Source organism: Thermomonas sp. (genome assembly GCF_019104945.1).
Lineage (GTDB): Bacteria > Pseudomonadota > Gammaproteobacteria > Xanthomonadales > Xanthomonadaceae > Thermomonas.
The window spans coordinates 22949-39152 of sequence record NZ_JAHRWW010000017.1; the positions used below are offsets into that span (position 1 = coordinate 22949).

Genomic DNA, 16204 nt, shown 5'->3' on the forward strand with positions numbered 1-16204 from the left:
AAAGGCCGACTATTGTCATGTGCTAAATTCATTCTGTCAACGTGTTTTGCAGTGATTGATCGCCCGATGTCATTGGATAGATGACGCGGCGGCTGAAATCAGCGAAACTAGCAAGTTCGGCGCGAAGTCAATTCGTGCTCGGGGCAACCCGAAACACTCGTAAGCGAGTGTCGCCACCAAATTTTGTCTTCAAACAGTTTTTCTTCTAAACAAGTATGGGTTCGCACGAGCCCGCAGGAGTCATCGCATCATGCAAGTCTCGGTCGAATCCACCGGCAACCTCGAACGTCGCGTTATCCTCAGCCTGCCTGCGGGCGACGTTGAATCGCAAATTGGCAGCCGCCTGCGCGAGATCGCGCAGAACGTGCGCATCAAGGGCTTCCGCCCTGGCAAGGTGCCGGCAAAAGTTGTTGAACAGCGTTACGGCGCGCAGGTGCGCGGCGAAATCGTAGACGGTCTTCTGCGCCAAGGGCTGGATCAGGCCGTGCGTGAAAACGAGCTGCGCATTGCGGGCCTGCCGCAAGTCACGCCGGGTGAAGATGCTGCCGAAGGTGAGCTGAAGTATGTGGCCGCCGTTGAGCTGGTGCCGGATTTCGGTGATCTTGATATGAGCAAGCTGGAAGTGGTGCGTCACACCGCCGAAGTGGCCGATGCCGATATCGAGCGCATGCTGGAAAACCTGCGCCAACAGCGCGCACGCTGGAATAAAGTTGAGCGCGCCGCGAAAGAAGGTGACCTCGTCAACGTGGAAACCAGCAGCGTGATCGACGGCACCCGTATGCCGGCCGAAGGCGTGGAAAAAACCGGCACCGTGCTGGGTTCGGCTTCGCTGTATCCGGAAGTGGAAGCCGCGATTGCAGGCATGCAGCCGGGCGAAGAAAAGACCATTGACGTGACCCTGCCTGCCGATTGGCACGTTGCGCAGTTCGCCGGTAAAACCGTTACCTCCACTTTCAAGTTGGTGGACGTGTCCGAGCAGGTTCTGCCGGAAGTCGATGCCGCGTTTATCCGCAGCTTCGGCATCAAGAGTGGTGAGCTGGAACAGTTCAAGAGCGAAATTCGCAGCAACCTCGAACGCGAACTGAAGGGCGCGCTGATGAACCGTCTGCGTCGCGAAGTGGGCGAGCAGCTGACCAATGCCTATAAGGACGTCGAGCTGCCGCCGCGTTTGGTGGAAAACGAAGCGCGCGGCCTGCACGCCAGCGCCACTGAAGACGCACGTCGCCGTGGCCAGCAGCTCACTGCTGAGCCGGAAGCCTTCCAGGAAGCCGCACGTAAGCGCGTGCTGATGGGCTTGCTGGTGGGTGAAGTGGCGCGCCGCAACGAGTTGCGTTTGGAGCAAGAGCGTCTGATGGAAACCATGCGTTTGATCGCCTCCACCTACGAACAACCTGAACAGGTCCTTGCGTTGTACCGTAATGACCCCCAATTACTGCAAGGGCTACAAAACCGCGTGATGGAAGAGCAGGTGATCGACTGGATCGCCGAGCGCGCCCAACACACGGAAAAAACGCTTACCTTCCAAGAAGCGATTGGCCAGTAACCGTTCTTAATCAACAGGCAAAGCGAGACAGCATGAACCCGATCACGAATCTCAATCTGGTCCCGATGGTGGTTGAACAAACCAGCCGTGGCGAACGCGCATACGACATCTATTCGCGCTTGCTGAAGGAGCGGGTGATTTTCTTGGTCGGCGGGATCGACGACCATGTGGCCAACGTGGTCGTCGCCCAGATGCTGTTCTTGGAAGCGGAAAACCCGGAAAAAGACATCAGTCTGTACATCAACTCCCCCGGTGGCGTGGTCACCGCGGGGATGGCGATTTACGACACCATGCAGTACATCAAGCCGGATGTGAGCACCATTTGTGTGGGTCAGGCCTGCTCGATGGGCGCGGTGCTGCTGGCGGCGGGCGCGGCGGGTAAGCGTTATGCGCTACCGAACTCGCGGGTGATGATCCACCAGCCGCTAGGCGGCGCGCAGGGGCAGGCCACCGATATCGACATTCAGGCGCGCGAGATTCTGTCGATGCGCGAACGCCTGAACGAAATTTTGGCCCGTCACACCGGTCAGCCGATTGAAACCATTGCCCGCGACACCGAGCGCGATAACTTCAAATCGGCTGAAGCGGCGCGTGAATACGGGCTGGTCGATGAGGTGTTGACCCGTCGCCCAGACGAGTCGATCCAGGCGACCTAAGCCTTGGCTCACAAATTTCGGTCGATGGCCGATAAAACGTAAGACATAGACACATCGCCCCGGCTTGGCCTGCCGGAAGCGTATGGTATTCTCGGGCTAAAGCCGCGTCCTGCGGCGAGTGAGTGGCAAATGAGCGAAGACCGTCAGGGACGCAACACCGGCGACAACACCAAGATCTTGTACTGCTCTTTCTGTGGAAAGAGCCAGCACGAGGTGCGTAAGCTAATCGCAGGTCCCAGCGTATTTATTTGTGATGAATGCGTTGAGCTGTGCAACGACATCATCCGCGAAGAGCTGGAAGAAAAAGCGCAGTCCACACGCAGTTCGCTGCCGAAGCCGCGTGAAATTCTCGAAGTGCTCGACCAATACGTAATTGGTCAGCAGCGTGCCAAAAAGACCTTGGCCGTGGCGGTATATAACCACTACAAGCGCATTGAGAGCCGCCAAAAGTCCGACGAAATCGAGCTGGCGAAATCCAATATCCTGCTGGTGGGCCCCACCGGTTCGGGTAAGACGCTGCTGGCGGAAACGCTGGCGCGGATGCTCAATGTGCCGTTCACCATGGCCGATGCCACCACCCTCACCGAAGCTGGCTATGTCGGTGAAGACGTGGAAAACATCATCCAGAAGCTGCTGCAAAAATGTGACTACGACGTCGAAAAAGCGCAGCAGGGCATTGTTTATATCGACGAAATCGACAAGATTTCGCGCAAGAGTGAGAACCCGTCAATTACCCGCGATGTCTCCGGTGAAGGTGTGCAGCAGGCGCTGCTCAAGCTCATCGAAGGCACCTTGGCCAGCGTGCCGCCGCAGGGCGGGCGCAAACACCCGCAGCAAGAATTTCTGCAGGTCGATACCAAGAACATTCTGTTCATCGTCGGTGGCGCGTTTGCCGGTCTCGACAAGGTGATCCAGCAGCGTTCTACCGAATCTGGTGGAATTGGTTTCGGCGCCAAGGTCAAGGGCAGCGAGCGCAAGGCCGATGTTGGCCAAGTGCTGGCCCGCGTGGAGCCAGAAGACCTCATCAAATATGGCCTAATCCCCGAATTTGTCGGGCGCCTGCCGGTGGTTGCAACATTAGAAGAGCTCGACGAAGCGGCACTGATCAAAATTTTGACCGAGCCGAAGAACGCCATCACCAAGCAGTTCAAGAAGCTGTTTGATATGGAAGGTGTCGAGCTGGAGATTCGCCAAGACGCACTGGCGGCGATCGCTAAAAAGGCAATTAAGCGCAAGACCGGCGCGCGTGGCCTACGCACGATCGTTGAATCGGTACTGCTCGATACCATGTTCGAGCTACCGTCGATGGAGAACGTCAGCAAGGTGGTGGTGGATGAATCGGTGATCGAACACAAGTCCGAGCCGTATTTGATCTACCAGAGCGCTCCGGCACCGGTTAAGGCAGCCTCTGGCGAATAAACGTCGCTGCTGCTTAGCACTGAAAGGCCGCCTCCGGGCGGCTTTTTCATAGATAAATGCAAAGCATTGATTCAAAAGAAAATAATGAAAGGGTTGTGGAATAGTGCTTGCAAGCAGGCGTGCGCAGCCCCATAAACACACTAGAGCAGGGTGTTCCTGCAGTTTTTTTCCGGAGTCCCCACATGGCTACCCCGAAACCCTCGTCTAACGCTTCCATTTTGCCGGTGCTGCCGCTGCGCGACGTGGTGGTATTTCCGCATATGGTGATCCCGCTGTTTGTGGGGCGTGAAAAATCGATTCGCGCGCTGGATATGGCGGTAGAAGGCGATAAGCGCATCCTGCTTGTGGCGCAAAAACAAGCCGATATCGATGACCCTGTGGCCAACGATCTGCACGCCATGGGCACCATGGCGCAGGTGCTGCAATTGCTGAAGCTGCCCGACGGCACCATCAAGGTGCTGGTGGAGGGGCTGTCGCGCGCACGCGCGGTGGATGTGCATGAGCAAGAAGGCGCGCTCTATGCCACGGCCGAGACGGTTGCGTCTGGTACCGAGCGCGAACCGCTGGAAATTGCAGCGGTCACCCGTTCGCTGCTTTCCCTGTTCGAGCAGTACATCAAAACCAACCGCAAATTACCGCCCGAGTTGGTGCAAACGCTGGCGACGATCGAAGACCCAGATCGGCTGGCCGATACCGTTTCCGCGCATCTTGGCGTGCGTTTGGCCGACAAACAAAAGCTGCTGGAGTCGCTGGACACCGCCACGCGTCTTGAGCTGCTAATTGGGCTGGTGGACGCAGAAATCGATGTGCAGCAGATGGAAAAGCGCATCCGTGGGCGCGTGAAATCGCAAATGGAAAAAGGCCAGCGCGAGTACTATCTCAACGAACAAATGAAGGCCATCCAGAAAGAGCTGGGTGACCTAGATGACGCTGCGCCCAACGATCTTGAGGCGCTGGCGAAGCGCATTGCCGAATCCGGCATGCCCAAGCCGGTTGAGACCAAGGCGAAGTCCGAGCTCGCTAAGCTCAAGCAAATGTCACCGATGTCGGCTGAAGCGGGCGTGGTGCGCAACTATTTGGACTGGCTGCTGGGTGTGCCGTGGACGGCGCGCAGCAAGGTGCGCAAGGATCTGAAGGCCGCGCAAGAAACGTTGGATGCCGATCACTATGGTTTAGAGAAGGTCAAAGAGCGCATCTTGGAATACCTCGCCGTGCAGGCGCGCGTGGCCAAGATGAAAGGGCCGATCCTATGCCTCGTGGGGCCGCCCGGTGTGGGCAAAACCTCGCTGGGGCAGTCGATTGCGAAAGCCACCAACCGCAAGTTCGTGCGGATGGCGCTGGGCGGCGTGCGCGACGAGGCGGAGATTCGTGGCCACCGCCGCACCTATGTCGGCTCGATGCCGGGGCGCATCGTGCAAAATCTCAATAAAGTGGGCAGTAAAAACCCGCTGTTCGTGCTGGATGAGATCGATAAGATGTCGATGGATTTCCGTGGCGATCCGTCCTCGGCGCTGCTGGAAGTGCTCGACCCTGAGCAGAACCACACCTTCAACGATCATTATCTCGAAGTTGATCTTGATCTATCCGAAGTGATGTTTGTCGCAACGTCGAACTCGATGAACATCCCCGGCCCGCTGCTGGATCGTATGGAAGTGATCCGCATCCCGGGTTATACCGAAGAGGAAAAGCGCAATATCGCAACCCGCTACTTGGTGCCCAAACAGCTCAAAGCCAATGGTTTGCGCGAGGGTGAACTGGCGATTGGTGAAAGCGCGATTACCGACATCATTCGCTACTACACGCGTGAATCGGGTGTGCGTAATCTGGAGCGTGAAATCGCCAAGATCGCGCGCAAGGTGGTCAAAGACATTGCGCTGCAAGGGCCGCAGCCTGTGGTGAAGGCTAAAAAGGGCGAAGTGATAAAGCCCAAGACCGTGCACGTAACGGCGAAGAATCTGGGCAAGTATCTCGGCGTGCAGCGGTTCGACTATGGCCGTGCCGAGGCTGAAAACGAAATCGGTTTGGTCACAGGCTTGGCTTGGACTGAGGTCGGCGGCGACTTACTGCAGATCGAATCCACGCTGGTGCCGGGTAAGGGTGCATTGATTCTCACAGGCCATCTGGGTGATGTGATGAAAGAATCGGCCTCCACTGCGCTGTCGGTGGTGCGCGCGCGCACCGCGCAATTGGGAATCGATTTGGACTTCCTGCAAAAGCATGATGTTCACGTTCATGTGCCGGATGGTGCAACGCCCAAGGATGGCCCCAGTGCAGGGATCGCGATGGCCACAACGCTGGTGTCGATGCTAACCAAAATCCCCGTGCGTCACGATGTGGCGATGACCGGCGAAATTACCCTGCGCGGTCGCGTCAGCGCGATTGGTGGACTGAAAGAAAAGCTGCTCGCTGCCCTACGCGGCGGTATCAGCACTGTGATTATTCCGGAAGAAAACCGCAAAGACCTTGCCGACCTTCCAGCCACGGTGACCAAGCACTTGAATATCATTCCGGTGAAGTGGATTGATGAGGTGCTCGACCTTGCGTTGGAGCGCCCTGTGCAAGTGCGCAAAGTCGCGGCAAAAGCCGCAAAGCCCAAAGCGAAGCGTTCGGTGGCGGCATTGGCCAAAGCCAAGACGCGGAGCAAAAATGGCGCGCGCGCGGCGATTAAGCATTAAAAAAGGCGACCAACATGGGAATTTTCTTACAAAAATAGCCGAAAGCCGCATCAACGCTACGTTTCCTGTTGCACGCAGGAAAATGCGCTGGTATAAGATTGGCAACCGCGGCAGTTTAAAAAGTGCTGCGGCAAATTTGGGTTCAAGGCAGGGGAGCGTTTTGAACCCAACACTGAATTCTTCGCACCAACATCCGTCACGGAGCAATAAAGCAAATGAATAAAGCCGAATTCGTAGAAGCCATCGCTGATGGCGCTGAACTGACCAAAGCCGACGCTGGCCGCGCTCTTGATGCCATGATCGCTGCTGTCACCAAGGCTCTGAAGAAGGGTGACACCGTGACCCTCGTGGGCTTCGGCACCTTCTCGGTTCGTAAGCGTGGCGCCCGCACCGGCCGCAACCCGCGCACCGGCGACACCATCAAGATCAAGGCCTCCAAGAACCCGACCTTCAAGGCGGGCAAGGCACTGAAAGACGCGGTCAACTGATCGCATCGCCTTGATGGCACAAAAGCCCGGCCATGTGCCGGGCTTTTTTAATATGTGCAAAGTTTTGGAAAAGGGGTTCCACTTTGCATCGAAGGCTGTCATACTTCGCGCCCTTCGGGCACTTAGCTCAGCGGTAGAGCGGCTCCCTTACAAGGAGCGGGTCGGGGGTTCGATCCCCTCAGTGCCCACCAAGAAAAGTTTCAAAAAAGAGTTGCGTTAGTCTGAAAGTTGTATAGAATAGCGGGCTCACAGCGGAGTGGTAGTTCAGTCGGTTAGAATGCTGGCCTGTCACGCCGGAGGTCGCGGGTTCGAGTCCCGTCCACTCCGCCATTTAGTGAAAGCAAAAATCCCTGCAGCGATGCGGGGTTTTTTGTTTTTGGCGTGTGCGTTTCATCAGCGCAGACAGGCAGTTCGCGTTAGACTAGAGGGCTACGTCTTAATTGCTGGTTGGCCAATGCTGCAGAATCTCCGTGAAAAGACCTCGGGTTGGATCGGTGCCACGATCCTAGGCCTGTTGACCATTCCGTTTGCCTTTTTCGGCATGGAGTCTTACATGTCGCAAAGCGTGGAGACTTATGTCGCCCGTATTGCGCAGCCGCCATCGTGGTGGGCTTCCGCGCCGCAGGTGTGGCCGGTGACCTATCTTTGGCATATCGAAGACATCGACGCGCAGGAATACCGCGAGCGCCTAGAAGATGTGCGTATGCGCATGCGCGACCAGCAGGGCGATAACTTCGACCCTAAGGCGTTTGAGTCGGCGGAGAACAAGCGCAAGATCGTGGATGCGATGATTGATGAGCGCCTGATGAAGATGGCTTCAGATCGCGATGGCGTGGTCATCAGCGACAATGAAGTGCGTAAGACCATTCAAGGGATGCCTGATTTTCAGGTGGACGGCGCGTTTAATACCGACCGCTACCGGCTGTTGCTGGCGTCGCAGAACCCGCCGATGACCCCGGCGCAGTTTGATGCGCGTATTCGTGAAAGTTTGAAGAACGCGCTGATCCCAACCGCGATTTCGCAGTCTGGGTTTGTGACCAATGCCGAGCTCGATCGCCTGATGCGCCTCATGGGCGAGCATCGCGACGTGAGTTTCCTCATGCTGCCGCCGCCCGCTCCGGATCGCGCTGAGGTAACCGCGGCGCAGATCGACGCTTGGTATAAAGCCCACCAAGGCGAATACCGCAAGCCGGAAACAGTGCGCCTTGAGTACGTCGAGGTGGATGCCAGCAGTGCGCAGTCTTCCGCTGCGGATGAAGCTGATCTGCGCAAGCGCTATCAGGAAAATATCGCCAAGTATTCGTCGGCTGAAAAGCGCGAGGTCTCGCATATTTTGGTAGAAGTGCCGAGCAATGCAGACGCAGCGGCGAAGAAGGCCGCTGAGGCCAAGGCGAACAAGCTGGCTGCGGAAGCTAAAGCGCCGGGTGCTGATTTTGCCGCACTTGCGAAAGCCAATTCCGATGACGCAGGTTCAAAGGAAAAGGGGGGCGACTTGGGCTGGATGGCCAAGGGCGGCATGCCGGGTGCGTTTGATGACGCGGCGTTTGCGATGAAAGACGGTGAAGTGCGCGGGCCGATTAAATCGGACTTCGGCTATCACATCGTTAAATTGAATGCGATCCAGCCGGGCGTGCAGCGCACGTTTGAAGAAGTGCGCCCAGAGCTTGAAAAAGAACTCCAGGAAGGCTCGCGCGAGCGTGCGTTCAACGAGCTCACCGGAAAGCTCGTGGACGCCGTGTATAAGACGCCAACATCGCTGGAACCTGCCGCCAAAGCGATGGGCTTGGAGCTAAAGACCACGCCGCCCTTTACCCGCGCCGGTGGCCCTGGAATTGCGAGCGATCAAAAAGTGCTGCGCGCAGCGTTCTCTGACGTGCTGCTGCAAGACGGCACCGCCAGTGATCCGATCGAACTTGGGCCGGAGCATAGCGTGCTGGTGCGCGTGATCGACCATGTGCCGGAGCGTGCGCTGAAGCTTGATGAGGTGAAGGACGCGGTGATTGCGGAGATCCATGCCGACCGCGAGCGTAAAGCTGCAGAAACGGCAGCGAATGCGCTGATCAAGCTGGCCAATGAGAAGGGCTTGGCGGAAGCGGTTAAGACGCTTGGTTTAGAAGTCACCGAGGCAAAAGACATTACCCGCAGCGTAGCGATGCCCACACCTGAAATTACGGCGGCGTTCTTCAATGTACCGCGCCCGCAAAATGGCAAGGTGACGGCGCATAAGGTGCAGTTGGGTGGCCAGTTCGTGCTGTTTGCGGTGAGCGCGGCGCGGGATGCGGATCTGGGGCAGGTGACGCCGCAGGAGCGCAATCAGTTGCGTCAGCAGGTGTCGATGGCCAATGGTATTCAGGCGCAGGAAGCTTTCGTACGTGCGGCGCGTCAAAGCTACAAGATCAAGGTGGCCGAAGATCGCCTGTAAGGGCGATCTTCCAAGCAGCCGCATTTTCTGTAGTGCTGATAACAAAACGCCCGGTCATTGCCGGGCGTTTTGCTTGGAGCATGTGGCGGTTTATTCGATACCGCTCATACCCATGATGTTGTAACCCGCATCCACGTAGGTCACTTCGCCGGTGATACCGGAGGCAAGGTCTGAACATAGGAATGCAGCGGCGTTGCCAACGTCTTCGATAGAAACAGTACGGCGCAGCGGTGCGGCGGCTTCAAAGGTGCTGAGCATCTTGCGGAAGTTGGCCACGCCAGAGGCGGCGAGGGTGCGGATCGGGCCAGCCGAGATTGCATTGACGCGGGTGCCTTCCGGCCCTAACGACATCGCCATATAGCGCACAGTGGCTTCCAGCGAGGCCTTGGCCACGCCCATGGTGTTGTAATTGGCCAGCGCGCGTTCGGCACCCAGATAGGACAGGGTTAGGATGCTGCCGTTGCGGCCTTTCATCAGCGGGCGTGCGGCCTTGCCCAGCGCGGCCAGCGAGTAGGCGCTGATGTCATGCGCAATGTGATAAGCCTCGCGGCTGATGCCGTCAAGGAAGTCGCCTTCAATCGCTTCGCGCGGGGCGAAGGCGATGCAGTGGACGAGGATGTCAAAGCCATCGCTCCAGTGCTTGCCCAGTTCGTCGAAGCAGGCGGTAATTTGGCCGTCGTCGGCTACGTCGAGCGGCAATACAATGTTGCTGCCGTATTCTTCGGCCGCTGCCTCTACGCGTGATTTGAGCTTGTCGTTTTGGTAGGTCAGCGCCAGTTCTGCGCCTTCACGATGAAAAGCGTCGGCAATGCCGGTGGCGATTGAACGCTGGCTGGCGATGCCGGTGACCAGCGCACGCTTGCCTTGCAGAAATCCCATGGTGTCTCCTTGGTGGTGCGCCAGGTGGCGCGTCGAGCGAATGCTTTAGTTTGCCTTGTGCGGGGCTTGCAGACCAGCCCAATCAGCCGCGAAATTCATCTTTCCATGCACGCAGTGCAGCAAAAATCTCGCTTGAATGGGTGAATGTTTGCCCCGCGCGCCGCTGTACGGCTTCGCGCACAGGCTGCACATCGCAGCGCAGGAATGGGTTGCAAGCGCGCTCATCGCCCAGCGTTGTGGGCAGCGTTGGCTGGCCCGCCGCGCGCTGCGCGCGGGCTTGGGCCATGCGCTGCTGCAGGGCGGTGTTGCCAGGTTCGATGGTGAGCGCAAACGCGGCATTACTGAGGGTGTATTCGTGCGCGCAGCAGACCTGCGTGGCGCCTGGCAGGGCGGCGAGGCGCTGCAATGAGGCATACATTTGCTCGGCCGTGCCCTCGAACATGCGCCCACAGCCAAGGCTAAATAGAGTGTCGCCACAGAACAGTAGCCCCTCACCTGCGTACGCAATATGGCTGCGGGTGTGGCCGGGGACTGTGATTACGCGGAACTGCCAAGGGCCAATGCTGAGCATTTGTTCGCCATATACATGGCGAAAACCGCTGGGCAGACGCGTATCTTGCGGCGCATAAACAGGCGTATCCGGCCAGTGTTCCAGCAGCTTGGCTACCCCGCCGATATGGTCGTCGTGGTGGTGGGTCAGCAAGATGGCGTAGGGCGGGGGATCATTTCCCCAGGCTGCTAAAACCGGCGCTGCTTGGCCTGGATCAACGATCAATGCGCGCCCACTGGGGTCGCGAAGCCGCCAGATATAGTTATCGTTAAAAGCGGGTATCGGCAGAAGATCCATTTGTCTAGCCGTGACGTTGGGCAGCATTTGCCGCAGAATCACCACCATGCCGTCGTTTGCTTTCTCCCGTCAACCTGAATCTGTCGCCGCCGCTTGGTTTTCCAGTCGCGCCGGGCAGGTGCTGCTAGAGAGCGAGCAGGACGTGCTACAGGTCGCCTTATCCCAGCGCGCTGGGCTTGCCAGCCTGTGGCTGGGGCCGCAGGCCGCGCTGGCGCCCACGGATGTAGATGAGCTGCCACTGCTACGGCTGAGTAGCGATGCTTGGCCGCTTTTGCAGGGCGACGTGCGCTGTACGCTGCCGCTGCCGCTAGCAACTGAGTCGTGTGCGACGGTGATCGTGCAGCATGTGGAGATACAAGGCAGTGCATCGCAACAGCTTTTGGACGAATGCGCGCGCGTGCTGATTCCCGGTGGCCGGTTGTGGTTGCTGGCACTTAACCCGTTTGCGCCGTATCGCCTGCGCTGGCGTGGTAGCGGGCTAGGTGCGCGTGAACCCGTGACGTGGCGGCGTCGCCTGCGCGGTGCAGGCTTGCTGCCAGATTCACTGACTCGTGGCCTTGGGCCGAGCTGGGCCGAGCTACCCGACGGGCGTCTGCAAGATGGCGTGGGCTTACGCGCCGCGTATCTGCTGCGTGCCGAGAAGCGGCAACTGCCGTTAACCCCTATGCGAGCACGCCCGTTGCTGCGCTGGGCTCCAGGAGGGGCGGCATGAACGCAGTGCGCAAGCAAGTGGAAGCCTTTACCGATGGCGCCTGCCTAGGCAACCCCGGCCCCGGTGGTTGGGGCGTGCTGCTGCGTTGGCGCGGGATCGAGCGTGATCTTTCTGGCGGTGAGGCGCAGACCACCAATAACCGCATGGAGTTGATGGCGGCGATTGCGGCACTGGAAACCCTGAAAGAGCCGTGCGATGTCGTGCTTACCACCGATTCTCAATACGTGCGCCAAGGCATTACCGAATGGATGGCCAATTGGCTGCGGCGGGGGTGGAAAACGGCCGGAGGCGATCCTGTCAAAAACCGTGACCTATGGGAGCGCCTGCATTTGGCGGCTAGCCGACATTCCGTTGATTGGCGCTGGGTCAAAGGCCATGCTGGACATGCAGAAAATGAGCGGGTGGACGTTTTAGCGCGCGATGCGGCGCTGACATTTAAGGATCAGGTGAACTAATGCGGCAGATCGTGCTGGATACCGAAACCACCGGTATCGAATGGAAAAAAGGCAACCGTGTCGTCGAAATTGGCTGCGTGGAGCTGCTGGATCGTCGCCCTAGCGGGCGCACGTTTCACTGCTATTTGAACCCAGACCGAGAGTTTGAGCCGGGCGCGCAAGAAGTGACCGGGCTGACCTTGGACTTTCTTGCCGATAAGCCGCGCTTTCCCGAGATTGTCGATGAGTTCTTGATGTTTATTGATGGCGCAGAGCTGGTCATCCATAACGCGGCGTTCGATATTGGCTTTTTGGATGCGGAGCTGGCGCGGTTAGATGGTCGCGGCACAATCCGCGAGCGCTGCACGGTAGAAGATACGCTGGCAATGGCGCGCAAGCGCTTCCCCGGCGCGAAGGTGTCGCTGGATGCGCTGTGCAAGCGCCTTGGCGTGGATAATTCGCAGCGCCAGCTGCATGGCGCGTTGCTTGACGCGCAAATTTTGACCGATGTGTATCTTGCGCTGACGTCGGAGCAGCGCGAAATTGGGTTTGAGCGCGAAGCGTTGGCAGATTCAGAAGCGGTGAACGCACCCATTACGATTGCGGATGCATCGCGGCGGCCGCGTGTGCACGTATCGGATGAAGAAGCGCAGGCGCATGCAGAACAACTTGCGATCGTGCAGAAAAAGGCCGGACGCTGTCTGTGGTCAGAGTTGGAAGAAGGGGCTGCAGATGCGGCTTAGTGCCTGCGTACCAGCACTACGGTGATATTGTCGGAGCCGCCGCCGTCGAGCGCTGCGGCGACGAGGCCATCGACGCATTCTTGCGCGCTGCACTCGTGGTGCGATAGCACCTGCGCGATGTGTGGATCATCTACTTCTTCGGTAAGCCCGTCACTGCATAACAATAGCTGCATGCCCGGCCGCAGTTCGCCGACACGGGTTTCGATATTGAGTTGATCGGGCGTGGTGACGCCGAGTGCCTGTGTCACCACGTTGCGATGTGGGTGGCTGCGCGCCTGTTCGGCGCTGATGGCACCTTGCGCGATCAATTCCTGCACATAGCTGTGATCGTGTGAAATTTGGGTCAGCGTGTCGTCGTGCCAGAGGTAGATGCGGCTATCGCCCACCCACGCAATTTCAAAACGGTTGCCGGTGATCCGCGCGGCAACAATCGTGGTGCCCATTGGCAGGCTGTCGCCACGGTGGCGCGAATGACGGATGATTTCTTCGTCGGCCACTCGAATCGCAGCCGAGAGTGAGCTGCCTGAGCTGATTTCGCGCACCACAGTTTCGCGCGCCAGCGCGCTGGCCACTTCGCCATATTCGTGGCCACCCATACCGTCGGCGACCAGCCATAGGCCAAGATCGCTATCGCCGTAATAGGTGTCCTCGTTGAGCTCGCGGCGCAGGCCAACGTGGGTGAGGTGTCCGAATTCGATCATGCGAACGTCAATACTCGGGGTTCAATTATGTAAAACGCAAGCATGGGGAGAAATAGGACGGCATTCACACGATAATGTGGTTTTAACCAACAAAATGCCCCTGCCATTCGTTTATTGGCAGAAAAAGAAAACGCCCCGATGGGGCGTCTTGTAACTGGCGGAGAGGGGGGGATTCGAACCCCCGATGCGCTATAAACGCATGCCTGATTTCGAGTCAGGTACATTCAACCACTCTGCCACCTCTCCGGAAGTGGGCCGCAAATGATACGGCGATCGCGGCCGAACGGCAAGCAGGCACCACAAATTCCGCTTGCCCTGTACCATCACCCTATGAGCAAACCTCCTAGCAAGCGCGGCGCAGGCCGCAAAATGCCCGAAAAAGGGCGCGGCCCGCGCAAGCTTCCCGCTTGGATGCCGGATGTTGCGGCGACTCCATCGAAAGACCCGCATGCGCACCGCGAAGCGCAGCGCTACGACAACCCTATTGCCAGCCGGGAAATGCTGCTGCAGGTGCTGGCCGCAAGCGATGGCCCGATGGACGCTTGGGAGCTTGCGCAGAAATTGGCGCTCACCGCGCCAGATCGCTTCGATGCGCTACAAAAGCGCCTAGGTGCGATGCTACGTGCGGGGCAGTTGCTGCAGAATCGACGCGGCGGCTATGTCCCCGCCGCGCGTGCAGAGCTCATCACCGGTAGCGTGATCGCCAACCCCGATGGGTTTGGCTTTCTGCGCCCGGAGCAGGGCGGCGATGATTTGTTTTTACCGCCCTATGAAATGCGTAAGGTCTGCCACGGCGATCGTGTGCTGGTGAGCATCACCGGGATGGACTATCGCGGGCGTGGTGAAGCCAGCATTGTGGAAGTGCTGGAGCGGCGCCTAACTCGGCTATTAGGGCGCTATACCGAAGAGCTAGGTGTGGCGTATGTGGTGCCGGATGATCGCCGGATTCAGCGCAACGTCTTGATCCCGCAGGACGCACGCAATGGTGCGAAGAGTGGGCAGCTCGTGGTGGCCGAAATTACCACGCCGCAAGACGCGCACCGCCCGCCGATTGGCCGCGTGCTGGCGGTATTGGGCGATAAGCTCACCGCCAGTCAAGCGGTGGAAGCGGCGATCCATGGGCACGATATTCCGCATGAATTCTCGCCCGAGGTGCTGGCGCAGGCTACGGCCATTGCGCTGGAAGTGAGCGCTACAGAAGCTACCGAGCGCGTGGATCTGCGCCGCGTTCCGCTGATTACCATCGACGGTGAGGACGCCAAAGATTTTGACGACGCGGTGTGGTGCGAGCCAAATGCCGATGGTTTCCGCTTGATCGTGGCGATTGCCGATGTTTCGCACTATGTGCAGCCGGGTAGTCCGCTGGACGATGAGGCGCAAAAGCGCGCAACGTCGGTGTATTTCCCAGGGTTTGTCGTGCCGATGCTGCCGGAGACGTTGAGTAACGGCATCTGCTCGCTCAACCCGAATGTGGATCGCCTGTGTTTCGTTTGCGATATGCAGATTGGTCGCGATGGCGCAGTGGGTGAGTCACGTTTTTATGAAGCTGTGATGCATTCCCATGCGCGGCTCACTTATACCGACGTTTGGAATGCGGTGGGCGACGGCATTTTGGAGGATGACCACGCCGCGGCACTGGCTAAGATAGGGGCGCAATTGCCGCAGGTGCAGCGCTTGCATCAGCTCTATCAAATTTTGGACAGGGCGCGCGCCAAGCGCGGCGCGATTGAGTTTGAAAGTGGTGAAGTGCGTTTTGTATTGGATGCCAAGGGGGCAGTGACTCAAGCCGGGATGCTGCAGCGAAATGATGCGCATAAGCTGATTGAAGAGTGCATGATCGCCGCCAATGTGCAGGCGGCGCGCCATCTGCTGCAGTCGGGCATTCCCGCACCGTTCCGTGATCACGACAAGCCGCCAGAATCCAAATACGCAGACCTTGAAGAGTTCCTCAAAGAATTTACCCTGCGCCTACCACCGTGGGCCAAAGTGCGGCCCAAAGATTTTCGCGCGCTGCTTGAAAAAATACGCGAGCGCCCCGATGCTGCGTTACTCGAGTCGGTGATCTTGCGCAGCCAGTCGCTGGCGGTGTATGCCCCCGACAATATCGGCCACTTTGGGCTGGCGCTAGAGGCTTATGCCCATTTCACCTCGCCTATTCGCCGCTATGCCGATCTCTTGGTGCATCGTGCGCTGAAATACGCCCTGCGCGGCGGGCGGCGTGAAGCCTACATATATTCGCCGCACGATATGGCCACCTTAGCCCTGCAGTGTTCCGAACGTTCGCGCCGGGCCGACGAAGCGCAGCGTGAAGTGGACGAGCGTTACCGCGCTGCGTGGATGGAAACCCACGTGGGCAAAGAGTTTGAAGGGGTGATCAGCGGCGTCACCAGCTTTGGCCTGTTTGTGGAGTTGGACGAGTCCAAAGTCAACGGACTGGTGCACGTGACCCAGCTGCCGCGTGATTTTTATCAGTTCGACGCGGTGCGTAAAACCTTGAGCGGCGAGCGCCGTGGCCACGCCTACCGGCTAGGTGATCGCGTGCGGATCGTGGTGCTCAAAGCCAGCGTGGAGGAGCGCAAGATCGACTTCCGCCTCGTGGAAGAGGGGGATGGCTATGCCAAAGGTGTGAAGCCACTACCGGAGCGCGGCAAGCCGGCGAAGCGGAAAAAACAGCCGTATTGAAGC

General features: G+C 58.5%; 13 protein-coding genes and 3 tRNA genes. 12 read left to right on the forward strand and 4 right to left on the reverse strand.

All coding sequences use genetic code 11. The annotated features are described in order from the left end of the window. Positions 1-250 precede the first annotated feature (250 nt). From tig to KUL77_RS04985, 8 genes are all read left to right on the forward strand, one after another. Positions 251-1543, forward strand: coding sequence for a trigger factor (gene tig, locus KUL77_RS04950; RefSeq protein ID WP_297144197.1), 1293 nt, complete (start codon positions 251-253; stop codon positions 1541-1543). A 32-nt stretch (positions 1544-1575) separates the two neighbouring features. Continuing rightward, complete coding sequence (gene clpP / locus KUL77_RS04955) at positions 1576-2199, forward strand: ATP-dependent Clp endopeptidase proteolytic subunit ClpP (protein ID WP_297144198.1); 624 nt, start codon at positions 1576-1578, stop codon at positions 2197-2199. 129 nt (positions 2200-2328) lie between these two features. Then, entirely contained in the window at positions 2329-3618 is a 1290-nt protein-coding gene (gene clpX, locus KUL77_RS04960; protein ID WP_297144199.1) for an ATP-dependent Clp protease ATP-binding subunit ClpX, read from the forward strand. 182 nt (positions 3619-3800) lie between these two features. Next, positions 3801-6293, forward strand: coding sequence for an endopeptidase La (gene lon / locus KUL77_RS04965; protein ID WP_297144200.1), 2493 nt, complete (start codon positions 3801-3803; stop codon positions 6291-6293). A 215-nt stretch (positions 6294-6508) separates the two neighbouring features. Then, positions 6509-6781, forward strand: coding sequence for an HU family DNA-binding protein (locus KUL77_RS04970; RefSeq protein ID WP_297144201.1), 273 nt, complete (start codon positions 6509-6511; stop codon positions 6779-6781). Between the two features lie 116 nt (positions 6782-6897). Then, positions 6898-6972: transfer RNA gene (locus tag KUL77_RS04975), tRNA-Val, on the forward strand. Between the two features lie 62 nt (positions 6973-7034). After that, positions 7035-7111, forward strand: a tRNA-Asp gene (locus KUL77_RS04980). 124 nt (positions 7112-7235) lie between these two features. After that, positions 7236-9203, forward strand: a complete 1968-nt coding sequence (locus KUL77_RS04985) for a peptidyl-prolyl cis-trans isomerase (RefSeq protein WP_297144202.1) — start codon at positions 7236-7238, stop codon at positions 9201-9203. A gap of 90 nt (positions 9204-9293) precedes the next feature. Here the strand turns inward: KUL77_RS04985 and KUL77_RS04990 are convergent, their stop codons facing one another. After that, the gene (locus tag KUL77_RS04990) at positions 9294-10082 is read right to left on the reverse strand and encodes an enoyl-ACP reductase (protein WP_297144203.1); all 789 of its coding nucleotides are present in this window, start codon (positions 10080-10082) and stop codon (positions 9294-9296) included. 82 nt (positions 10083-10164) lie between these two features. Continuing rightward, a complete protein-coding gene (gene gloB / locus KUL77_RS04995) occupies positions 10165-10929 on the reverse strand; it encodes a hydroxyacylglutathione hydrolase (RefSeq protein ID WP_297144232.1) in 765 nt (254 codons plus the stop codon). Positions 10930-10975: 46 nt separating this feature from the next. Between gloB and KUL77_RS05000 the strand changes: the two genes are divergently transcribed. Genes KUL77_RS05000 through dnaQ form a run of 3 tightly spaced genes read left to right on the forward strand, consistent with a single transcriptional unit; the run spans position 10976 to position 12818 of the window. After that, positions 10976-11641, forward strand: a complete 666-nt coding sequence (locus tag KUL77_RS05000; RefSeq protein ID WP_297144204.1) for a hypothetical protein — start codon at positions 10976-10978, stop codon at positions 11639-11641. Continuing rightward, positions 11638-12096: a ribonuclease HI gene (gene rnhA, locus KUL77_RS05005; RefSeq protein WP_297144205.1), complete on the forward strand. Its 459-nt coding sequence runs from the start codon at positions 11638-11640 to the stop codon at positions 12094-12096. Before KUL77_RS05000 ends, rnhA begins: the two co-directional genes overlap by 4 nt. Next, a complete protein-coding gene (dnaQ, locus tag KUL77_RS05010; RefSeq protein WP_297144206.1) occupies positions 12096-12818 on the forward strand; it encodes a DNA polymerase III subunit epsilon in 723 nt (240 codons plus the stop codon). The genes rnhA and dnaQ overlap by 1 nt, the downstream gene beginning before the upstream one ends. On the opposite strand, the gene KUL77_RS05015 is transcribed toward dnaQ, so the two are convergent. After that, entirely contained in the window at positions 12815-13519 is a 705-nt protein-coding gene (locus tag KUL77_RS05015; RefSeq protein WP_297144207.1) for a PP2C family serine/threonine-protein phosphatase, read from the reverse strand. The two genes, dnaQ and KUL77_RS05015, sit on opposite strands and share 4 nt — an antisense overlap. Positions 13520-13674: 155 nt before the next feature. Continuing rightward, positions 13675-13765: transfer RNA gene (locus tag KUL77_RS05020), tRNA-Ser, on the reverse strand. Between the two features lie 165 nt (positions 13766-13930). On the opposite strand from KUL77_RS05020, the gene rnr reads away from it, so the two are divergent. Then, on the forward strand, positions 13931-16201 hold the full coding sequence (rnr, locus tag KUL77_RS05025) for a ribonuclease R (protein WP_297144233.1): 2271 nt from the start codon (positions 13931-13933) through the stop codon (positions 16199-16201). Positions 16202-16204 lie beyond the last annotated feature (3 nt).